The sequence below is a fragment of the Streptomyces sp. R28 genome (assembly GCF_041052385.1).
Lineage (GTDB): Bacteria > Actinomycetota > Actinomycetes > Streptomycetales > Streptomycetaceae > Streptomyces.
In genome coordinates, this window is sequence record NZ_CP163439.1 from 3,965,355 (window position 1) to 3,987,678 (window position 22,324).

The 22,324-nt window shown below is 68.2% G+C and carries 10 protein-coding genes; 7 read left to right on the forward strand and 3 right to left on the reverse strand.

The genetic code is table 11. The features are described 5' to 3' along the window. Position 1 precedes the first annotated feature (1 nt). The 3 genes from AB5J49_RS17515 to AB5J49_RS17525 all read right to left on the reverse strand — a co-directional run bounded on the left by AB5J49_RS17515 (position 2) and on the right by AB5J49_RS17525 (position 12,360). Complete coding sequence (locus AB5J49_RS17515; protein WP_369169565.1) at positions 2 to 6,898, reverse strand: polymorphic toxin-type HINT domain-containing protein; 6,897 nt, start codon at positions 6,896 to 6,898, stop codon at positions 2 to 4. A gap of 140 nt (positions 6,899 to 7,038) precedes the next feature. Continuing rightward, complete coding sequence (locus AB5J49_RS17520; RefSeq protein ID WP_369169566.1) at positions 7,039 to 10,644, reverse strand: LamG domain-containing protein; 3,606 nt, start codon at positions 10,642 to 10,644, stop codon at positions 7,039 to 7,041. A gap of 237 nt (positions 10,645 to 10,881) precedes the next feature. Continuing rightward, positions 10,882 to 12,360 carry a VCBS repeat-containing protein gene (locus AB5J49_RS17525; RefSeq protein ID WP_369169567.1) on the reverse strand — a complete coding sequence of 493 codons (1,479 nt, stop codon included), beginning with the start codon at positions 12,358 to 12,360 and terminating at the stop codon, positions 10,882 to 10,884. 420 nt (positions 12,361 to 12,780) lie between these two features. Between AB5J49_RS17525 and AB5J49_RS17530 the strand changes: the two genes are divergently transcribed. The 7 genes from AB5J49_RS17530 to AB5J49_RS17560 all read left to right on the forward strand — a co-directional run bounded on the left by AB5J49_RS17530 (position 12,781) and on the right by AB5J49_RS17560 (position 22,240). Further along, positions 12,781 to 14,766, forward strand: a complete 1,986-nt coding sequence (locus tag AB5J49_RS17530; RefSeq protein WP_369169568.1) for a glycosyltransferase family 2 protein — start codon at positions 12,781 to 12,783, stop codon at positions 14,764 to 14,766. Between the two features lie 213 nt (positions 14,767 to 14,979). Next, on the forward strand, positions 14,980 to 16,026 hold the full coding sequence (locus tag AB5J49_RS17535) for an ABC transporter substrate-binding protein (protein WP_369169569.1): 1,047 nt from the start codon (positions 14,980 to 14,982) through the stop codon (positions 16,024 to 16,026). Between the two features lie 109 nt (positions 16,027 to 16,135). Next, positions 16,136 to 16,990: a siderophore-interacting protein gene (locus tag AB5J49_RS17540; protein ID WP_369169570.1), complete on the forward strand. Its 855-nt coding sequence runs from the start codon at positions 16,136 to 16,138 to the stop codon at positions 16,988 to 16,990. Positions 16,991 to 17,201: 211 nt separating this feature from the next. Then, positions 17,202 to 18,644 (forward strand): lysine decarboxylase DesA, encoded by a 1,443-nt coding sequence (gene desA, locus AB5J49_RS17545; RefSeq protein WP_369169571.1) that lies wholly within the window; start codon positions 17,202 to 17,204, stop codon positions 18,642 to 18,644. Next, a complete protein-coding gene (locus AB5J49_RS17550) occupies positions 18,628 to 19,911 on the forward strand; it encodes a lysine N(6)-hydroxylase/L-ornithine N(5)-oxygenase family protein (RefSeq protein ID WP_369169572.1) in 1,284 nt (427 codons plus the stop codon). The genes desA and AB5J49_RS17550 overlap by 17 nt, the downstream gene beginning before the upstream one ends. After that, a complete protein-coding gene (locus tag AB5J49_RS17555) occupies positions 19,908 to 20,471 on the forward strand; it encodes a GNAT family N-acetyltransferase (protein ID WP_369169573.1) in 564 nt (187 codons plus the stop codon). Before AB5J49_RS17550 ends, AB5J49_RS17555 begins: the two co-directional genes overlap by 4 nt. After that, positions 20,468 to 22,240, forward strand: a complete 1,773-nt coding sequence (locus AB5J49_RS17560; protein ID WP_369169574.1) for an IucA/IucC family siderophore biosynthesis protein — start codon at positions 20,468 to 20,470, stop codon at positions 22,238 to 22,240. The genes AB5J49_RS17555 and AB5J49_RS17560 overlap by 4 nt, the downstream gene beginning before the upstream one ends. The last annotated feature ends 84 nt before the right edge of the window (positions 22,241 to 22,324 follow it).

Genomic DNA, 22,324 nt, shown 5'->3' on the forward strand with positions numbered 1-22,324 from the left:
ATCAACCGATACCAAGGTGTTCCAGCAATCGCGCGCAGCGACCGCAGGGGGTGGCCGGTTCACCATGCCCAGCCGTATTCGACGTTGGCATGCTGTTGTTTCTCGACTTCACCGTACGCATCGTACCTCCCCTGATTGCTGTGGGCCCTTCAGCAGCCTGAGCCTGAATGAGGCAGTGCACTTCGGCGCAACCCCCGTGGTGGCCAACCTCGTCCAAAGCCTCCGCCAGGGGACCCTCCGCCTGCTGGCCATGCTTGTTGCGTCCGTAGTACTTCTGGCCCGACGGAGACGTGTACTCAGAAGCGAACTTCACCCCTGATTCGTTGCGTACCTCATCGGCGTACTCCCCCAACGGATCGCCGTCGTCGCAGTTATGGACGAGGACTGGCGTGGCCCCGGCCAGAACGTAGTAGGCGTGGATTTCGGTGATCGTCAGATCATGCGTGCGCTGCCGCTTGTCGAAGTGACGGTTGGCCGTGACCTCCGCCGTGCCGCCCGACGGGGTGTGCAGCGTCATGCCGGGCTCGAGTTCCCCGGCCTTGATCCACGCCTGCTCGGACACCACCCAGAAGGGATGCGTCGTCGTGGCGATCAGTGCCTGCTTCTTGCCCGAGGTGGTCTTAACCGTGAGGTCGGAGAAGAGCTTGTCGTCCTCGGTGACGATGGTGCCCGCGACCTGACGGACCGTTGCCTTGCCGGTCTTCGGGTCGGTCGTGACGACCTTGTCGCCGAGCTTCACCTTCTCGATCGGCTTGGTACCGCCGCCGGCCAGCAGGACCTTCGTGCCGGGCAAGAAGCTGTGGCACTCCGGTTCCTCGGTCTTTTTCCTCTTCTTGAGGGCCTCCGCCGCCTTCTTTCTGGCGTCCGCCAGCTTGTCCGCGGCCTTGGAGAGACCGGCGCTCGCCCTGCCGACCGCCTTGTTGGCCTTCCACAGGTCCTTGGCCCCGCCGATCAGATCCCCGACCAGGCCGGTGACCCGCTTGGCGAGCTTGAGGCCCTTGGCCCAGTTCCACGGCGCGCCGTACTTGGCCAGGATCTTGCCCGCCAGCCCGCCCGCGAAGCTGCCGGCGATGTTGAGCACGGTCTCGCCGCAGGCACCGACGTCACCACTGGAGATGCAGTCCAGGGCCGCGTCCACGCCCAGGATGTCCCGGACAATCTTGACCAGGGCCTTGCCCGCGGACTTGATCCGCTGCTTGGCGGAGGACTGCTGCTGCTGCGCCCCCGCCAGATTCGCGGATGCCACGCTGTAATCGGACTGCGCCTGGGTGACCTTCGGGTCGGTGGTGGTGCTGGTGACCGGCTTGCCCCCACGGCACTCGATCACACCATAGTTGCAGTCCGCGAGGATCATGCCGCTGGGATCGGCGTGCGTGACCGGCGAGTTGTTCGCATACGCGTAGCCGTTGATCTGCTGTGGCTGCGTGTACTCGATGACCGGGTCGACCGAGATGAACTTGCCGATCACCGGGTCGTACTCGCGCGCCCCTAGGTGGGTCAGGCCGGTCGATGCGTCGATGGTGCCGCCGACGTAGCCCTTCTCCCCGGGCCAGGTGCCGGACTTCTCGCCGCGGTCGACGCCGTAAGGGTCGAAGCGGCGCTGGCTGATCGCGCCGGTCGCGGCATCGATCGCCACCTCGCCCGTGCCGTGGTGGTCCGAGGCGACGTAGGACAGCTTGGCCGCGGTACGGACCGCGACGGTTTGGCCGGCGAAGTCGTAGTAGCGGGTGGCCTCCTTCTTGGTGCCGTCGGCCGACAGCTTCAGCTCGGTGCCGGGCAGGTAGACGGTGGTACCGGTCGGGTCCTTGCGGACGAGCCGGTTGCCGGAGCCGTCGTAGAGGTAGCTCGTCTTCGAGCCGTTCGCCTCGGTGACCTCATTGACCTTGCCGGTGTCGGTCCAGGTCAGCGACTGGGCGTCACCTCCGATGGTGCGCTTGGTGGTGTTGCCCGCGTCGTCGTACTCGTACGTCGACTGCTTGTCGCCGGTCGGGGTCCTCTCGGTGACCTTGGTGAGCTGGTGCGGGCCGTCGCCCAGGGCGCCCGCGGTGCCGTACTCGTAGCTGCGGGTGATGTTCTTCGCAGTGTCGAGCCCGGTGTCGTGCAGCGTCTCCGTGGTGCGGTTGCCGAGGGCGTCGGTCTCGTACGACTTCCAGTACGGGGCCGGGCCGCCGAGCGAGCTCGATCCGGGCGCCGCGTCACAGGCGGTCGGTCCCGTGCCGTCCACCGGGGTGGTGGAACCACGGGTGCCGGTGCCGCCCGCAGTCGTCGACGTGGCCGCCGGGGTCCAGGCTTCTGCCAGGCGCTGGCGGCTGTCGTACGCGAAGCACTGCACGTCCGGCGAGGCCGAGTTCGCGGTGTCCGCGATGGACAGGACGTTGCCCGCTTGGTCGTAGGAGTACTTGGAGTCCTTCGCCGGTGCGGTGGCGCCGTAGACGTCGACGACTGAGCGGGTCAGACGGTCGGTGCCCGTCTCGTAGCTGAAGGTCTGCCAGACCTTCTTGCCGCTGCCCGAATACAGCTCCAACTGCTGCAGCTGGCTGGTGCGCGAGTAGACGGTGTTCGTCACGTACGACGTGGAGCCCGTCATCGTCTTCGGACGCTGCAGGGCGTCGTACGTGTAGGTCAGCGCCTCCGCCGGCAGGTCGCCGATAGCGGGCAGGCCGGTGCTCTGCACGGTGCCGTCACGGTTGTACGTGGTGCCGAAGACGTACGTGCCGGCAAGGGAGCCCTGCGAGGCAGGGACCTGGTAGGCCGTCTTCAGCGGGCGGTAGAACTCATCCATCGACTGAACGGCGGTGGCGAAGTACTCCGTCGGCGACACGTAGCTCAGGAAGCCGTAGGCCTGGCCCAACCAGCCCGCCTTGTCGTACTTGGTCTCCGTCAGCTTCGTTCCGGTGGTGGGGTCGCCCTGCCAGGTCGTGACTACGCGGCTGAGCTTGTCGTAGACGCTGGAGATCTTCTTGTTCCGGCCGTCGTACGTGGCGACCGGCCGGTCCAGCTCGTCGTACTCCGTGCGCGAGGTGCCCGCGTCCGGGTCGATCGACTTGTTCTTGCGCCCCAACTGGTCGTACTCGTTGCGCCAGATATTGCCCTCGGCGTCGGTGACCGTCTCCAGCAGACCGCGCGTGTTGTACGTGTACTTGGTCGAGTCGTACGGCACACCCGCACCCGGCGCGGAGCCCCGGTAGTAGCGGATCTCCGAGACGCTGCCCTGGCCGTCGGTGACCGTGGTCGAAGGCACGCCGCCAGCGGGCGGGTCGACGTGGGTCAGCTCGCCGTCGTAGGTGGTCGTCGTGCGCCACTGCTCGGCGCCGCTGACCGCGAAGATCTGGGCTGTGGTGCGGCCCAGTCCGTCGTACTCCAGCAGGCTCTGCGCGCCGACCTGGCTGTTGCTGACGGGCAACAGCTCGTCGGAGGGGGCGCCGGCCGCGTTGTACGTCGAGTTGGTCTTTTTGAGGTTGCCGGTGCCGTCGTAGAACGTGTCGGCGACCATGCTCGTGCCGTCCGGGCCCTCGGTCTGGATCTGCCGAGGGCGCAGCAGGCTGTCGTAGAGCTGGTACTCGGCGCCGTAGGAGCCGTCGTTCTCGATCTTCTCGGTTTTGATCGAGGTGACCTTGTCCTTGCGGACGTTGTACGAGTACTTGATGCTCGGCGTCTGGGTCTTCACCCGGTCCGCGAGCCACACCGAGGTCAGACGGCCAAGGGCGTCGTAGGCGAGGTCCGTCCGCTTGCCGTTCGGGTCGGTCTGGCCGGCCGACATACCCCAGGCGGGGGCGTAGTCGGTGGTGGTGACGTGGCCGAGGGCGTTGGTGACGGTGGTCTTCGTCAGCAGGCCGTTGGTCTCGGTGTAGGCGGTCTTGGTCCCGTCCGTCGTGCCGTACTGCTTGGCGTCCTTCTGGGACAGCGGACGACCGTACGAGTCGTAGGTCGTTGCACCCGTGACCTGGTACGTCGGCGCTGTGCCGCTGTGCGACGTCAGGCGCTCGGTCTTGGTCGCGTCACCCTTGGTGGGGGCCGCGTCGTACGCGCCGCCGTCGTAGGACGTGCGCTCGTCCGCCAGGACCTGCGTCTTGTAGTCCGGGGTGTCGGAGCACTTCACCGAGACGGACTCGCTGCGGGAGGGCAGCGACAGGATGTTCTGCGTTGCGTTGTCCGCGTACCAGGTGCGAGTGCAGGAGTCATCCTTGGCGGTGGAGACGTCGCCGAGGTCCTCGACATGGGTGACTCGGCCGCCCTTGGCGGTGTCGTATGTCGTGGTGGACTTCGTCTCCCGCCAGGTCCCGTCGGACTTCAGCTGGAAGCCGCGGCCGGTCTGTGCGCGCACGATCGCCGCGCGGGTGGTGCCCCAACTGCGGGTCTGGGTGGCGGTGTAGTGCCTGAACGGAGTCGCGATGGTCTTGGAGACCAGCTTGCCGCCGTCGTAGGTCGCGGCCTCCAGCTGGTGGCCGGTGAACTCCTCGTCGTCGTCGTACGTGGCGCCCGTGTAGTCCTTGACCGTCACCGAGCGGGTGCCACCGGCCGGGTTCGCGTCGCCGTTCATGCCCTGCATGAAGGTGTAGTCGATGCGGGTGGTCTGCTTGTCGGCGGTGCCGCTGGTGACGGTGACCTTGCCGTAGCCCTGCCAGCCGCCCCAGGTGAGGTACTTCTCGTCGGTGATGCCGTCCGGCTTCGCCTTACGCCAGGCCGCGTCGCCCTGGTAGTCGTAGCGGGTGACCATGCCGTCGCTGCCGCCGGTGCGGTCGGTCTCTATGACCGACGACACGACGTACTTGTGGAACCAGTCCGTGATCGGCTCCAGGTAGCCCGGCGGGGCCCACTTGACCGGGTAGCAGCGCTTGGTGGACTCACCCGGCTGGGGCAGGGCCGCCTTGGTGCAGTCGGTCGGCGCGTAGTTGACGTCGAGCTGGGCGCCGGTCTCGCTGAGGACCACCGAAAGGCGGAAGCGGTGGAACGGCGCGATGTTGTCGCCGATCGCATCGACGCGGTTCGCGAGCTGCTCGCCGAAGAGGTCGACGGAGGGGAGCTTCACGGCAGTTCCGGCGCGGCCCTCGTGCTCGATCTTGGAGAGCCACAGCGTCTTGGAGTCGTCGCCGTTGTCGGTGAACAGGTGCGTGAGGCTCCAGGCGTCCACGTCCTGGTAGTTCGTGGCGTCCTTGCGCATCTGCGTGACGATCGATGTCAGGCGCTTGGTGGTCCAGAAGGTCTGGACGGGCGAGGTGCACTTGGTGCCCGACTTGCACTCCTGGTCGACCGGGACGTCCGGCCAGTGGGTGGCGTTCGCCTTGGTGCGCTTGCTCTCCGCGCAGTCGAAGTCGGCGGTGGGCAGGCAGCGCTCGGCGGTGTTGAAGACGATGCGGGCCGGGGCCTTGGCCGCGTAGACCTTGTTGTCCTGCTGGCCGTAGTCGATGCGCTTCAGCCAGCCGCCGCGGTGGTACGCGGTGCCGTTGACGTCCGTCTTCCCGTTCAGCGCGTAGTAGTTGGTCTCACGCTCGTAGAAGTAGGACATCACGTTGCCGTGGGTGTCCTTGACGTAGTCCAGGCTCCAGCGCCAGGCCTGCTGGCAGTGGGCGCTGGTGAAGGTGGCGTTGTAGCAGGGCTCGCCGGAGTCGTCACCGAAGACCGGGGCGGTCCAGACGGAGTTGGTCTCCTCGTTGCCCGTGGCCCAGCCCGGCAGGCGGTTCAGGCCGAAGTAGTACTCGGTGCCGTCGGCTGTGGTGATCTTCCAGTGCTCGCCCTTGTCGGTGGCGCTGCCGTCGTCGCCGTTGGTGGCGCCGGTCAGTCGCTCCACCTTGGAGGCGTCGTCGGACGACAGGTGCCACTTGTCGGTGGTGTCGTCCTTGACCAGCTCGCCGGCCGAGCCGTTGAGCATGACGGTGGCGTTCTCGAACGCCCAGCACTGCTCACCGGAGCTGGCGTGGCCGTCCTCGGAGCAGGGCTTGTAGCGGCGCTCGATATAGCCGGGGTCGTAGGAGAAGCCCTCGCCGATCCAGGAGCCCTGGTTGTTGGTGGCCGAGGTGCGGCCGTCCGCCGACTGGGAGGAGTAGCCGAGGCCCACGGTGGGGACCAGGCCGCCCGGGGTCGGGACGGAGCGCAGCGGGTAGTTCCAGTTGAACGCGCCGGAGGAGGTGGCGACGTTCCAGCTGGCCGACGGGGACAGAGCGGTCGCCTTGTAGGTGCCCTGAGCGCTGGACGGGCCCGCCGCCACCGCCAGGAGCGAGGTCGACTCGCCCGCCATCGTGGAGACGCCCTCGGTGGAGGCCGGGGCGGCGGTCACGTCGGCCGAGACGGTGCCCGCCCGTACGTTGTTCACCGTCGGCAGCACCTTCGGCTGCTGCGGGCACTTGTTGCTGCCGGGGATCGCGTACGAGGCGCACGCGGGCAGCTGGACCAGGCGCAGCCGGGAGGCGTACGAGCCGCCGTAGCCCTCGGCGAAGTCGGAGTAGTCGACGGTCAGGCGAACCTTGGCGCCCTTGTTGCCGTCGTCGGCCCGCTCAACACCGAGGAGGACGTCGGCGCCGAGCTTCGCGGCGCGGGCGGGGTCGAGAACGTCGACCTGCACCTCGGTGGGCGCGGACTTCGCAGCCTTGGCGTTCTTGGGCTTCAGCACCTTCACCGGCAGACCGCCCGCTTCCGCGGTGGTCCCCAGCTTCACCTCTGTGCCGCCCTGCTTGGGCCAGGCCGCCTTGTCGAGGCCCTTGACCGCGGCCTTGCGGGCCGGGTCTGAGGGGCGGGGCTTGGACTTGGCGTCGCGTCTCTTGACGGGATCGCCGTCGTCCTGGACGCCGGGGCGGCTGGTGCGGCCCCGGGCGCCGTCGTCGAGCACCACTGCCTGGACGGTCGACGCGGACAGTGCGAGGGAGAGCCCTATCACTGTCGCGACGACCGTGTGCCTCGGCATGCGGCGGCTCAGTGAGCGGCCACGAAACATGCGGTCGGTTCCCTTTCAGAGGAGAACGTCATGGATTGGAGGGGAAAAGCGGTGGGGACGGGTGTGCCGGGTCCCTGAGGACCCGGCACACCTGAGGAAGTGACGGCCTGTCACATGTCCGGTACGGCCACCAGCGCGGCCATCTGCTGCACTGCGATCAGGTCGGCGGCCCCGCTGTAGACGCGGACCTCGTCGAGGGCGCCGGCGAAGTACTCGCCGGCCCCGCGCAGCGAACGGCCCACCTGGAGCCCGCCGGTGGCGGACCACAGGGTGTCGTTCCTCCCGTGGGCACCGGCTACGAGCTGGCCCTCGACGTACAGCCGGATGGAGTTGGCGACTGCGTCGTAGACGACCGCGAGGTGCTGGCCGGAGCCGCCGGTGCTCGCCAGTTCATCGTTGTTGGTGAAGGTGACGATCTCGGCGGTCGCCGAGTCGGTCTTCGCCACGGCCAGCTCCCATTGCCTGGTGGCGGCCTGGTAGCGGACTTGGACGCGGTTGGCGTTGGTGCCCGGCAGGGACAGCACCGTCTGCGACTTCTCCGGGTCCAGCGAGGTGAGCTGGGCGCGGGCGGAGATGGTGAAGCTGCTGTTGCCGGTGACCGGGGCGGTCGCGGTGGACGCGTAGTCCCCCTCTCCGTCCAGGACCAGGTGACCGTCACCGACCAGGGCGGCGTCGAACACGCTGGTGGGGCGGTAGATGGAGGCGTTGCCCGCGAGTATCAGCGCCTGCCCACCGCCCGTCTCGGCGGAGGCCCCGTTGCTCGCGTCGTCCAGCTGCCAGTAGCCCTTGCGGGTCGGCTTGATCGTCATCAGCTCGGCTACCTGGGCCGCCGGCAGGACGCGGTCGAAGACACGGACCTCGGCCAGGTCACCCACGAAGTGGTCGCGGTAGCCGCTCTTGGCCGTGGCACGGCCGATCTGCAGCGGGCCGTACGACTTCCAGGTGGAGCGGCGCCCGGCGGAGCCCTTCAGGTCCTTGTTGACGTACAGCTGGAGCTGCGGGCCACCGCTCTTCTGGGCGTCGTACACGCCGGTCAGCAGCACCCACTGGTCCTTGACCACGGACACCCCGGTGGAGACGGCCTTCCACTCGCCCAGCGAGTCGACGTCGTTGACCGGGACTGCGAACTTCCAGGTCTGCGCGGACGCGTCGTAGCCCAGGGTGAAACCGGGCTCGCCGGTGCCGTCCTGGCTGATCACCGTCATATTCCGGTCCAGCGCGGCGGGCCGCACCCAGGCGCTCACGCTGAAGCTCTTGGACGTGTCGAGCACCGTCTGACTGGTGTCCAGCCAGGCGTCGGCGGTGCCGTCGAAGCGGGCCGCCTTGTCGACCTTGCCGCCGGGGCCCTCCACCTCGAAGGTGACGGCGGGGCCGGCCGTAGCCGAGAAGGCGCCACTCTCGTCGTGCGCCTCCGTGCCGGCCTTGTCGGCGAGGTTCCACTGGGCAAGGACCGGCGTGCCCTCGCTGACCAGGAAGTGGTAAGGGGTCTTGCCTTCGTGCGCGGCCTTGTCGACGGCGATCACCTCGAGCACATGCCGCCCGGGCGAGGTCGGCATCCACTGGATGGAGACCGAGCCGCCCGGCGTACTCGGGGGAAGGTCCTTCAGCGCGGCCCCGTCGAAGGAGTACTGGTACTTGACAACGTCGGCGTCCGGGATGGCGTCGTTCGGGTTGGGCGAGAAGGTGAAGGTGCCGTAGGTGCCCACGCCGTCGTGGTAGGTGTTGTCCGACGGGTACTCCTTGGACAACACCAGTGGCTTGCCCGGCCGTTGCCCGTCATAGATGAACTCGCAGCGCTGGGCGGTGTCGCCCTCCGAACTCCACGGGCCGTAGCCGTCACCGTCGGTGGCGTGTGCGCTCCAGTAGATGACGGTGTTCTGCGGGATCGACGAGCTGACGGTGTGCTCGAACTTGGTGCCGGTGGTCGGCGACAGCCATTCCTTCGTCAGATACGTGTAGGACTTGGCCGTGTTGGTATTGGGGTCGGTCCATTCCACCTTGAACTCGACCTTGACCTTGTCGGTCTGGCCGTTGCCGTGGTCGGGGTCGCTGGCGATGGCCTGCAGCTTCGGCGGCTGGTCGACGTACGCGCGGCCCGAACCCCAACGGCACAGGCCACCGGGGTCGGTGTACATGTCCGACGTCTTGATCTGCCGCGGCAGGTTGTTGTACTTGATCGACAGGTAGGCGTTGCCGCAGATCCGCTTCCACTCGGCGAACCGGTTCTCGTCGGCGGCGCGCAGGCCCAGCGTCATGGCGTTCCAGTCGCCCGCGGCGGCCGACTTGATCTCGTTGGTCAGCTCGCCGCTCTCGCCGCTCTCGAAGTGCAGGTTGGCCTGGCTGGAGCAGGAGGTCGGGGAGATCGCCTTATCGACGGTCTGCAAGTGGTCCACCCAGTCGTCCGAGGTGTTGGACCAGTTGCTGGACGAGGTGAGCGAGTAGTCCTTGCCGCCGACCCGGTACAGCCGGATGGGCTCGGCGGTCGGGGTGGCGCTGTAGATGTGCTCCACCCGGGCGGAGAAGGTCGCCCCGATGATCTGCTTCCCCTTGTAGTAGGAGAGCGGCATCGTGAACATCACGCGGCGCACGCCGACGCCGTTGCAGGAGACCGGGTTGTAGTCGGTGGGGCACTTGCCCACGCCCGCGCTGCCCGAGTACTTCCAGTCCTGCTCGGTGGGCATCCCGGACATGATGCCGGTCCAGGAGGTGCGCGAGGTGGTGCGCTGGATCGGGTCGATGACGACCGGGAAGACGGTGTCCTTGCCGTTGAGGAGCTTCTGGTCGGGGAGCAGACTCAGCTTGCCCTTGCCGACCTCGACGTCGAGCGGGGCGACACGTCCGCCGCCGCCCGGGCCTTCGAGGGCCGCCTCGGGTGCCGTTTCGGCCTGCGGTCCGGGGGTCGCGCTTTCCTCAGCGCCGGCCGCAACGGAACTCAAGGCCCTTGCCACGGCCTTGGGGCCCTGCTGGCGGGCAGCGGCCTCGGTCACGGCGGCCGAGTCCCACATCGCGGGTTCACCCGCCTGGAAGACCGTGCCACCGACGACCGCGTCCTCGGCCACGATGGCACCGGCGGCGTCCTCGGCGACCTTCAAGCCCTTGGTGGTCATGCCCAGGTCGATCCTGGCCAGCCGCGGGTCGCCCGCCGCCTCGGGCGACTTGACGACCAGCAGATGACCGAAGCCGTCGGCCTCGGCGCGGACCGTGAGGTCCACACCGGGCAGGGCATCGACGTAGGTGGCGGTGTCGCCCTCGACGCTCGGCGCGGGCAGCTTGCCGTACGGCCAGGCCAGGGCGAACTCACGCCCCGCCCGCCGCATCGTCACGAACGGATCGCCCGCCTGCCCGGCGGAGAAGCCCAGGTCGACGGTGGCGGCCTTCGGACCCCAGCTGCCGTCGGCCCGCTTCACCAACGTCGCGTCGATGTCGACCCACTTACCGTCCCGGACCGTACGGACGGGCTCGGTGTACTCACGCGCCGTGAAGGTGCCGTCGGGCTCGGCAAAGATCTCACGGTGCTCGGTGCGCAGCCCGACGACCTCGGTCTTCTTGCCGCTCTCCTGCGCGACGGCGAGCGCCTGCTGCTCGGTCTGCATCGGCTGGTCGGCGGCCGCCGGCGCCTGGCCCTGCACCGGGCTGCCGCCTGCGCCCGGGAGGACCGCCGCGCCGGCCACCACCGCGCCGGTGACGGCCGCCGCCACGGCGGCACGAAGCACCATGCCTCGCCGTATCGGTCTGTGTCTGTGTGCGGACACGGGTCCACTCTCCAGTTGGTTCATGTCAGTCTCAGAAGTCCGGTCGCCGGAACGCCTGATCCGGCCAGCTCCGCCACGCGCGTGACGGGCCGCCAGCGGACCGTCACGCGCACGCGCCACCGGCAGGGCTGTCGCCCTCACCGGCGTGTGCGTCATCGCGGTCGTCGGATGTGCGAGCCCGGCGAGCGTGGATATGTGTCGTCAGCGGACAGTGGCGCCAAAGGCGACGCCGCCGGCCGGAATACCGCCCTCGCCGGGCTTGAAGGTCTGCGTCGGCGCACCGCCGGCGGCGACGTTCCACGGGAAGCCGTAGACCGCCCGTCCCTCGGCCGGGCCGTAGGGCACACCCACGTACAGCAGCGAGGAAGTGGCGCCCAGGGCAAGGCCGGTGAGCATGCGTGATGCAGGTGCGGACGGAACGCCGAAGCCGGGGTCGATCGAGACGTCGGAGGCGCCGGGCGCACCGACCAGCGGGACGATATGAACGCCGCCCTCGTCCGGGTAATCCTCGGTCGTCTCCTCACCGGGCACGCCGATCGCGATCCTGGTGGTCGTGGCCGTGGAGGTCGCGCTCGGGGACGTGTTGGCGGCGGCGAGCCGTTTGCCGAAGAGGTCGCCGACTTCTGCCGCGCCATCCACATCCGCGGTGTTCTGGTCGATCCAGGCGGTCTCCGTGAAGGTGCCGCCCGCCGTGAGCCGGAAGACCTGGACGGCGCCAGCGTCGACGGTCGTCTTCAGGTCCTCGCCCGGAATGCCGACCGCGAGCAGCGACTCGGTGGTGGACGTGGCGCCGGAGGGCCGGTACGGGACCATGGCGAGCGCGTCGCCGAACTGGTCGCCGACCTCCCCGTCTCCATTGATCTCGTCCTGATCCTGGCCGAGTCCGCCGAGTGGTTTCGGGTAGCCGGACGTCAGTGTGTGGCTGAACCAGGCGACACCGCCGGCGAAGGTCGCGGTGCCGAGCGCCTCGCCTGGTGTGCCTACCGCAAAGTGGGTCGGGGTCGCGGCGAGCGAGCTGCCGAACCGGTCGTCCTGCTCCGCCACACCGGGGACGGCGCCGCCGGTTTCGGTGTCCTGGTTGACTCCGACGACCGTCTGCGCGGTGCCGCTCACGTAGTAGACGGCGCCCGCGTCCTCGACGGTGCCGATCGACTCACCAGGGGCGCCGATCAGCAGGTACGGCGTGCCGCCCGACGTCTTGCCGGCGGCGACCGCGTACCCGACCCAGTCGTCCGCCTCCGCAGTGCCGCCCAGCGGCTTGTCGCTGCCCTGGTAAATCTCCTTCACGGCCCTGCCGCCGGCGTTCAGCCCGCTCGTGGAGCCGTAGATCACGTGCACGCCTCCGACGTCGGGCGCAGCGCCGATGTCCTCGTACGGAGAACCGACCACCAGGTCGCTGCAGCCGTCGAGGTCAGCGTCGTAGACAGCCAGGGCGTGGCTGTACTGGTCGCCCGTTTCGGGAACACCCGGTACGCCTTCCGTGGCCTGCGAGAGTGTGAGGGTGCCCTTGCCGCCGCCATAGACGACGTGCACCACACCCGCCTTCTGCACGCCGTCGACGCTTGCCTCCGGGTCGGCGATCGCCGTATCGCTGACGCCGTCGCCGTTGAAGTCCGAACCGGTCCCCGACGGGCATGCGACGGCGGCCGCGGCGGGTGTACCGCCGGTTGCGCCTCCCACGGTCAGCAGTGCCCCCGCCAGAACAGTGGCGGCACCACGCCGCCACACTTTCCCCACCCTTGACACAGACACCCCGGACATAAAGAGAAGCTAAAGAAAGTCAAGGGATCATCCCTTCACGTGAAGTGCACATGCAATACACACCCACCCAGTCGTGGACATGATAAGGATCACAGCGGTTGCATATATCGCCCATATGGCCACATATGGGCGAATCTCTCATCACGCCGGATGCCCCGAACTCGACTCGCGGCCGTCCTTCGCCAGGTGGTCACCCCATAGCCACAGGAAGGTCATGCTATCTTCACACTCCTTTGTGGCACCTTCCCCCGCAAATGGCACACCACGGCACCTGCCCAGCCGATACTCAAGCCATCCAAGAAACGGGGCGTGCCCCCGTATTTCTTGGAGAGCGTGACGATGGCTGCCCCGGCCGTTTCGGTGATTGTCGCCGCCTACAATGCGATGCCTTATCTGACGCGTTGCATTACGTCTGTCGCCGAGCAAAGCATCGGCCAGGACAAGCTGGAGCTCATCGTCGTCGACGACGGCTCAACCGATGGGACGGGCAAGGAACTTCAGCGTTTGTCGGGTATCCACCCCGAGCTGTTGCGCGTTTTCCACCAGGAGAATTCCGGCGGCCCGTCCGCGCCCCGCAACTTCGGCCTCGACCACGCCCGCGGGCAGTTCGTCTTCTTCCTGGACGCCGACGACTATCTGGGCCCCGAGACCCTGGAACGTATGGTGGCGATGGCCGAGAAGAACGGCACCGACATCGTGCTCGGGAAGATGGTGGGCGTCGGGGGACGCGGCCTGCCCATGTCGATGTTCAACCGTAATCAGCCGAAGACGGACGTCTTCAGCTCACGTGTCTACTGGGCCCTCAACCCGTTGAAACTGTTCCGCCGCGAACTGCTGGAGCGGCATGCGCTGCGGTTCCCGACCAGCCTGCCCATCGGGGAAGACCAGTCGTTCGTGGCCTTGGCGTACCTGCACGCGTCGGGCATCTCCGTCATCGCCGACTACGACTGCCTGTTCTGCACCCTGCGGGAGGATGGCGGCAACACAACCGTGCGCCACGGCGGTTCGGAGCCCCGGCTGCGGTTCATGCCGGGCATGGTCGACCTCCTCCTGGAGCACGTCCCGCCCGGTCCCGGCCGTGACCACTTGGCGCACCGGCACCTCACCATCGAGGTGCAGGAGATCCTCGGCCACCTCGCGGCCGAATCCCGCCCCCAGCAAGAAAAAGCCCTCGCCCAACTCGCCGACACCCTCGCCCCCCTCTGGCACAAGGGCCTGAACAACCGGCTCTCCGCCATGGCCCGCCTCCGCCTCCACCTCGTCCGGCATCAGATGCTCGACGAGGTCCTCGAACTCACCCGGTTCGAGAAGGAACTGGCCGGGAGCAAGGTCTCCACCCCGGTGCTCGTCGACGACGGCCGGGCCCTCGCCCGCTACCCGTTCCTCCGCGCCCCCGCCCGCTCCATCCCGGACGAGTGCTACGACGTCACCGCCCAGCTCGGCGTACGCCACCACATAACCCGCGCCGCCCTGAACGGCACCGCCCTCCATCTCACCGGCCACGGCTACCTCCACCGCATCGCCACCGAGGACGTCACCAACGAGCTTCTCCTGCGCGAGCGCGACGGCAAGACGGAGTACCGGCTCCCCGTCGCCCACACCCCCACCCCCGCACTCGGCACCGACGAGGACGAGGGCCGCTACACCTACGAGAACGCCGGCTTCGAGGCCACCGTCGACATCACCACCGCCGCCGACGGCCGCCCCCTCGACGACGGACTGTGGGACATCTCCCTCGTCATCGGCGCCCAGGGCATCACCCGCGAGGTCCGCATCGGCAGCAAGCGCGCCGCCGGCGTCTCCGGCAAGGCCGCCACGCACATCGTGAACACTGCCGAGGGAACCCGGGCCGTCACCCTCTACACCACCCACCCGCACGGCAACTTCACCCTCGACCTCGGCGAGCGCAAGCACGACGTGCTGCCGCAGCTCAGCCTGAACGACTCGGCGCGGTGGGCCTCGGACGCCCCCACTGAGCTGGAGTTCACCGGCCGCTGCACACTCGCCGCGTACCCGGAGGGCGCCCTCACGGTGCACCTGGAGAACGGCCAGAACAGCGCCACCTTCCCGGCGACAAGGAACGGCACCGACTTCGTCGTGCGCGTACCCGTCTCCGAGCTCGCCGTCGGTACATGGCGCGGTGAACTGCGGCTCGGCAGCTGGACCCTGCCCCTCCCAGAACTCCCCGGGAACCTCGCCCCGGCCAAGTGGCGCCGCCGCGCCCTGCCCTGGCACGCCAAGCCCGTCCCAGACGCCGACGGCTTCGCCCTGCAGGTCGCCAGGACCAACATCGTGCGTGCCCTGATCCAGCGCATCAAGCCGTAGAGATCCAGATGACGGGCGAGACATAGCCCATCAAGAGGCCCAACAGCCGCCCATTGCAAGGGAGTTGGGCCTCCCGACCTCCGCACGGCACGCCACAGCCCCCGCACAGCTTCGATCAGAAGGCCCCCCACCCCTGGACATCAGGTCAGGTTAGGCTAACCTATCTTCGAATTGTCCGGCGGGCGATCCGCCCTGTTCGAAAGCAGCGTAGCCATGCCCAACGCCAGAGCTACCCACCTCACCCGCCGCGGCATCCTCGCCGCGGGCAGCGCCCTCGGTCTCGGGGCCGTGCTCGCGGCCTGCGGAGACGACGACGCGAAAAACGAGGGCTCCAGCGAGGCCACGACCGCTGCCAAGTCCGGCCCCTGGACGTTCAAGGACGACCGCGGCACCACCGTGAAGCTCGACAAGGTGCCCACGAAGATCGTCGCCTTCGTCGGTGTCGCGGCCGCCCTCCACGACTACGGCATCGAGATCAAGGGCGTCTTCGGCCCGACCAAGACGCAGGACGGCAAGGCCGATGTCCAGGCCGGCGACATGGACGTCAGCAAGCTGACCGTCTTCGGCAACGTCTGGGACCAGTTCAACGTCGAGCAGTACGCGGCGTTCGCCCCCGAGGTCCTCATCTCCACGACCTTCGACAGCGCCGGCACCCTCTGGTACGTCCCCGAGGCCTCCAAGGACAAGATCGCCAAGCTCGCTCCGAGCGCCGCCATCTCCGTCTACGACCGCCAGCTGACCCAGCCGCTGGAGCGGATGTGGGAGCTGGCCGAGTCCCTCGGCGCGGACATGAAGGCCGACAAGGTCGCCCAGTCCAAGAAGGACTTCGAGGCGGCGGCCGAGCGGCTGCGCAAGGCCGCGAAGGCCCGCCCCGAGATCAAGGTGATGGCCGGTTCCGCCAGCCAGGACATCTTCTACGTCTCCGGCACCAACCTCTCCATCGACCTGGAGTACTTCAAGGCCCTCGGCGTGAACTTCGTCGAGCCGCCGGAGAGCGCCAAGAAGGAGGGTGGCGGCTGGTTCGAGTCGCTGAGCTGGGAGAACGTCGACAAGTACCCGGCCGACATCATCATGATGGACGACCGCTCCTCGACGATCCAGCCGGCCGACATCACCGAGGCGACCTGGAAGAAGCTGCCCGCGGTGAAGGCCGGGCAGGTCATCGCGCGCTCGCCCGAGCCGATTCTGTCGTACGACAAGTGCACGCCGCTTCTCACGAGCCTTGCCGAGGCCATCGAGAAGGCCAAGAAGCTCGCCTGAGAAAGAGCCACTTGAGGTCGTGGGGCGACTGCGCGTCCGTTGTGGCCGGCCGCGCAGTTCCCCGCGCCCCTGAGGTTGGCACCCCTGACGTCGATTCAGGAGTTACCCCATGACCACCGCCGTAGCCGCCCCGTTCCGTTTCTTCTCCCTCCAGGTCGTACGGACGAGGCGGCTCGGTCCGTCCCTGGTCCGGGTCAGCTTCGGTGGGGAGGAGCTGGCGCACTTCTTCTCCGACGGGTGTGACCAGTCCTTGTCGCTATTCCTGCCGCATCCGGGGCAGAGCGAGCCGCAGGTTCCCCTTGAGCTCGGTGACGGCTGGTGGCAGGGGTGGCGTGAACTGCCGGACGACGTAAGGGCCGTGATGCGGTCCTACACGCTCCGCGCCCTCCGTCGGAACCCCGACGAGATCGACATCGACTTCGTGCTGCATGGCATGGAGCCCGGCGCCACCACCCCCGCCGGCCCCGCCTCCCGCTGGGCCTCCCGAGCCGCCGCCGGTGACCGCGTCCTGCTGCTCGGACCTGCGGTCGCCGACAACCGGGCGATCCGGTTCCGGCCGGCCGACGACACCGACCTCGTGGTGATCTGGGGCGACGAGACCGCCCTGCCCGCCGTCTCCGCCATCCTCGAAACCCTGCCGGCCGGCACCCGGGCCCGGGTGTGGCTGGAGGTTCACGACGCACGGGACATCCAGGACCTGGTGACCGCGGCGGACGCCGAGATCACCTGGCTGGTCCAGGAGGAGGCGCGCGCCGAGGGGTCCCCCATGGCCCTCGACGCCATCCGGGCCGCCCGACTCCCCGCCGCCGAGCGCCCGTACGTCTGGATCGCGGGCGAGTCCGGGTGCGTGAAGGCGCTGCGCCGGCACTTCGTCGGTGAGCGTGGCGTCGACCGCCGCCGGGTCACCTTCGTGGGGTACTGGAGGCAGGGGCTGAGCGAGGAGCAGCTGCGCGAGCGGGAGTGACAGCCCCTCAGCAGTAACTCCCCCCCCCCGGGCGGTAAGAGCCCTCAAGCGGTAACAGCCCCTGAAAGCAAGGCGATCGGGCGGCCACTGCGACCCAAGTGATCGTAGTCACCCTTGGGGCTACCTGACCCACAGGAACTTAGGTTAGGCTAACCTAAGTTGCACGCCGGACCCCGCACTTCACGGCCCGTCCCCACCGGAGGACCTCCCCATGCGCTCGCACCTGCTCAACGACACGACCGCGGAGCAGTACCGCCGCTCCGTGACCGAAGGAATCGAGCGGGTGGCCGCCAAACTCGCCGCCACCGACCGTCCGTTCACCGGCGTCACGGTCGACGCCCTCGCCCCCGCCATCGACGCGATCGACCTCGACAAGCCGCTGTTCGACTCCGCGGCGGTCCTGGACGAGTTGGAGGACGTCTACCTCCGGGACGCGATCTACTTCCACCACCCCCGCTACCTCGCCCACCTCAACTGCCCGGTCGTCATCCCGGCCGTGCTCGGCGAGGCGGTCCTGTCCGCGGTCAACTCCTCCCTCGACACCTGGGACCAGTCGGCCGGCGGCACCCTGATCGAGCGCAAGCTCATCGACTGGACGACCGCCCGAATAGGCCTCGGCGAGAACGCCGACGGTGTCTTCACCTCCGGTGGCACCCAGTCCAACCTCCAGGCGCTGCTCCTCGCCCGCGAGGAGGCCAAGTCCGACTCCCTCGCGAAACTGCGCATCTTCGCCTCCGAGGTCAGCCACTTCAGCGTGAAGAAGTCCGCGAAGCTGCTGGGCCTCGGCCAGGACTCCGTGGTCTCCATCCCCGTGGGCCACGACAAGCGCATGCAGACCGTCGCGCTCGCCCACGAGCTGGAGCGCTGCAAGAAGGACGGCCTCGTCCCCATGGCGGTCGTCGCCACCGCCGGGACCACCGACTTCGGCTCCATCGACCCGCTGCCCGAGATCGCCGAGCTGTGCGAGCAGTTCGGCACCTGGATGCACGTCGACGCCGCCTACGGCTGCGGACTGCTCGCCTCCGTGAAGTACCGGGGCCGTATCGACGGCATCGAGCGCGCCGACTCGGTCACCGTCGACTACCACAAGTCCTTCTTCCAGCCGGTGAGTTCCTCCGCCGTACTGGTCCGCGACGCCTCGACCCTGCGCCACGCCACCTACCACGCGGAGTACCTCAACCCGCGCCGCATGGTCACCGAGCGCATCCCCAACCAGGTCGACAAGTCCCTGCAGACCACCCGCCGATTCGACGCCCTGAAGCTGTGGATGACGCTGCGGGTGATGGGCGCCGACGGCATCGGTCAGCTCTTCGACGAGGTCTGCGACCTGGCGGTGGAGGGCTGGCAGCTACTGGCCGCCGACCCCCGCTACGACGTCGTGGTCGAGCCGACCCTCTCCACCCTGGTCTTCCGCTTCATCCCCGCGGCCGTCACCGATCCCGCCGAGATCGATCGCGCCAACCTGTACGCCCGCAAGGCCCTGTTCGCCTCCGGCGACGCGGTGGTCGCGGGCACCAAGGTGGGCGGCCGTCACTACCTGAAGTTCACCCTGCTCAACCCCGAGACGACGACCGAAGACATCGCCGCCGTCCTCGACCTGATCGCCGGCCACGCCGAGCAGTACCTGGGAGAGTCCCTTGACCGCGCGTCCTGAAAACCCGACCAGAACCCATGACTTCGTGGGCATCGGGCTCGGCCCCTTCAACCTCGGCCTGGCCTGCCTCACCGAGCCCATCGACGAGCTCGACGGGGTCTTCCTGGAGTCGAAGCCCGACTTCGAGTGGCACGCGGGCATGTTCCTGGACGGCGCGCACCTGCAGACCCCGTTCATGTCGGACCTGGTCACCCTCGCCGACCCGACGTCGCCGTACTCCTTCCTCAACTACCTGAAGGAGAAGGGCCGGCTGTACTCGTTCTACATCCGCGAGAACTTCTACCCGCTGCGCGTCGAGTACGACGACTACTGCCGCTGGGCCGCGAACAAGCTGAGCAGCGTCCGCTTCGGCACGACGGTCACCGAGGTGACGTACGACGAAGGGGCCGAGCTGTACGTCGTGAGGACGGCCGCCGGTGACACCTACCGCGCCCGTCACCTCGTCCTCGGCACCGGCACCCCGCCCTACATACCCGAGGCCTGCCAGGGCCTGGGCGGCGACTTCATCCACAACTCCCGCTATCTGCAGAACAAGGCGGAGCTGCAGAAGAAGGAGTCGATCACGCTGGTCGGCTCCGGGCAGTCCGCGGCGGAGATCTACTACGACCTGCTCAGCGAGATCGACGTCCACGGCTACCGGCTGAACTGGGTCACCCGCTCCCCGCGCTTCTTCCCGCTGGAGTACACCAAGCTCACGCTGGAGATGACGTCCCCGGAGTACATCGACTACTTCCGCGAGCTGCCCGAGGCGACCCGCTACCGCCTCACCGCCCAGCAGAAGGGCCTGTTCAAGGGCATCGACGGCGACCTGATCAACGAGATCTTCGACCTGCTCTACCAGAAGAACCTCGGCGGACCGGTCCCCACCCGACTGCTCACCAACTCCGCGCTGAACGGCGTGGCGTACGAGAACGGCACGTACACGCTGTCCCTGCGCCAGGAGGAGCAGGAGAAGGACTTCACGCTCGACTCGCAGGGCCTGGTCCTGGCCACCGGCTACAAGTACGCCGAGCCCGAGTTCCTGAAGCCTGTGCGCGACCGTCTGGTCTACGACTCCCAGGGCAACTACGACGTCGCCCGCAACTACGCCGTCGACGTCACCGGCCGCGGGATCTTCCTCCAGAACGCCGGCGTGCACACCCACAGCATCACCAGCCCCGACCTGGGCATGGGCCCGTACCGGAACGCGTACATCATCCGCGAGCTGCTCGGCACCGAGTACTACCCGGTCGAGAAGACGATCGCGTTCCAGGAGTTCTCCGTATGAGCACCACAGGCATCGGCACGTTCACCTTCCGCCCGCTGGACCCCCTGAAGGACGCCGAGCTGCTGCACGGCTGGGTCACCGACCCCAAGGCGGCCTTCTGGATGATGCAGGACGCCAAACTGCAGGACGTCGAGCGCGAGTACATGCGGATCGCCGCCCACGAGCACCACCACGCCTACCTGGGCCTGCACGACGGCGAACCGGCCTTCCTCATGGAGAAGTACGACCCCCGGTACCTGGAGCTGGTCGGCCTGTACGACCCCGAGCCCGGGGACGTCGGCATGCACTTCCTGGTAGCACCGACCGACCGGCCGATCAGCGGCTTCACCCGGGCCGTCATCACCGCCGTGATGGACGAGCTGTTCGCCGACCCGCACACCCGGCGGGTCGTGGTCGAGCCCGACGTGAGCAACAAGGCCGTGCACGCCCTGAACGAGGCCGTCGGCTTCGTGCCCGTACGTGAGATCGACAAGCCGGAGAAGCGCGCGCTGCTGAGCTTCTGCACGCGCGAGCGCTTCTTCAACAGGCACCGCCTGGCCGCCCGAGGAGTAGCCGTATGACCCTGTCCGACGCCGTAGCGCATCTGTCCCCCCACCGCTGGGCGCGGGCCAACCGCCTCCTGATCCGCAAGGCACTCGCCGAGTTCGCCCACGAGCGCCTCATCACGCCGGAGGCCACCGGCGACGGCGGATACGTCGTCCGCAGCGACGACGGCCTGACGCGCTACACCTTCACGGCCACGCTCCACGCCCTCGACCACTGGCAGGTCGACGCGGAGTCGATCAACCGCCACCGCGACGGGGCCGAACGCCCGCTCGCCGCCCTGGACTTCTTCATCGAGCTCCAGAAGTCCCTGGGCCTGAGCGACGAGGTGCTGCCCGTCTACCTGGAGGAGATCTCCTCCACCCTCTCCGGCACCTGCTACAAGCTCACCAAGCCGCAGGTCCCGGTCGCCGAGCTGGTCAGGTCCGACTTCCAGGCCATCGAGACCGGCATGACCGAGGGCCACCCCTGCTTCGTCGCCAACAACGGGCGGCTCGGCTTCGGCATCCACGAGTACCTGTCGTACGCCCCCGAGACCGCGAGCCCGGTCCGCCTGGTCTGGCTGGCGGCCCACCACTCGCGCGCCGCGTTCACGGCCGGGGTCGGCATCGAGTACGAGTCCTTCGTGCGGCAGGAGCTGGGCGAGGAGACCGTGGACCGCTTCCACGGCGTCCTGCGCGACCAGGACCTGGACCCCTCCGACTACCTCTTCATCCCGGTCCACCCGTGGCAGTGGTGGAACAAGCTCACCGTCACCTTCGCCGCCGAGGTTGCCCAGAAGCACCTGGTCTGCCTGGGCGAGGGCGACGACGAGTACCTGGCCCAGCAGTCCATCCGGACCTTCTTCAACCGGTCGAGCCCCGAGAAGCACTACGTGAAGACGGCCCTGTCCGTCCTCAACATGGGCTTCATGCGCGGCCTCTCGGCGGCGTACATGGAGGCGACCCCGGCCATCAACGACTGGCTGGCCCAGCTCATCGACAACGACCCCGTGCTGCGGGAGACCGGCCTGTCGATCATCCGCGAGCGCGCCGCCGTCGGCTACCGGCACCTGGAGTACGAGGCGGCGACGGACCGCTACTCGCCGTACCGCAAGATGCTGGCCGCGCTGTGGCGCGAGAGCCCGGTGTCGTCCCTGAAGGACGACGAGTCGCTGGCCACCATGGCCTCGCTCGTCCACGTCGACCACGAGGGCGCGTCCTTCGCGGGCGCGCTGATCCAGCAGTCGGGCCGCACGCCGACCGAGTGGCTGCGCCGCTACCTGAAGGCCTACTTCACCCCGCTCCTCCACAGCTTCTACGCCTACGACCTGGTCTTCATGCCGCACGGCGAGAACGTCATCCTCGTTCTGAAGGACGGCGTCGTCGAGCGCGCGATCTACAAGGACATCGCCGAGGAGATCGCCGTCATGGACCCGGACGCGGTGCTGCCGCCGACGGTCGAGCGGCTGCGCGTGGAGGTCCCGGAGGACAAGAAGCTCCTGTCCGTCTTCACGGACGTCTTCGACTGCTTCTTCCGCTTCCTCGCCGCGAACCTCGCCGCCGAGGGGATCCTGGAGGAGGACGACTTCTGGCGCACGGTCGCCGAGGTCACCCGGGACTACCAGCACTCGGTGCCCGAACTCGCCGACAAGTTCAAGCAGTACGACATGTTCGCCCCCGAGTTCGCGCTTTCCTGCCTCAACCGCCTCCAGCTGCGCAACAACAAGCAGATGGTCGACCTCGCGGACCCGGCGGGCGCACTGCAGCTGGTCGGCAACCTGAAGAACCCGATCGCAGGGCTGTAGGGCCCCTCAGACAGGCGTGCACCCCCGGGGTACGGTCCCCCGGGGGTGCACGTCTATGTGTCCGTGGCGTGCGCGCGCCTACGA

What these genes read in the sequence shown, in the direction of transcription:
- AB5J49_RS17535 (WP_369169569.1), top strand. Translation starts at nt 14,980, where the DNA reads ATGCCCAACGCCAGAGCTACCCACCTCACCCGCCGCGGCATCCTCGCC.
- AB5J49_RS17540 (WP_369169570.1), top strand. Translation starts at nt 16,136, where the DNA reads ATGACCACCGCCGTAGCCGCCCCGTTCCGTTTCTTCTCCCTCCAGGTC.
- desA (WP_369169571.1), top strand. Translation starts at nt 17,202, where the DNA reads ATGCGCTCGCACCTGCTCAACGACACGACCGCGGAGCAGTACCGCCGC.
- AB5J49_RS17530 (WP_369169568.1), top strand. Translation starts at nt 12,781, where the DNA reads ATGGCTGCCCCGGCCGTTTCGGTGATTGTCGCCGCCTACAATGCGATG.
- AB5J49_RS17515 (WP_369169565.1), bottom strand. Translation starts at nt 6,898, where the DNA reads ATGCCGAGGCACACGGTCGTCGCGACAGTGATAGGGCTCTCCCTCGCA.
- AB5J49_RS17560 (WP_369169574.1), top strand. Translation starts at nt 20,468, where the DNA reads ATGACCCTGTCCGACGCCGTAGCGCATCTGTCCCCCCACCGCTGGGCG.
- AB5J49_RS17520 (WP_369169566.1), bottom strand. Translation starts at nt 10,644, where the DNA reads ATGGTGCTTCGTGCCGCCGTGGCGGCGGCCGTCACCGGCGCGGTGGTG.
- AB5J49_RS17555 (WP_369169573.1), top strand. Translation starts at nt 19,908, where the DNA reads ATGAGCACCACAGGCATCGGCACGTTCACCTTCCGCCCGCTGGACCCC.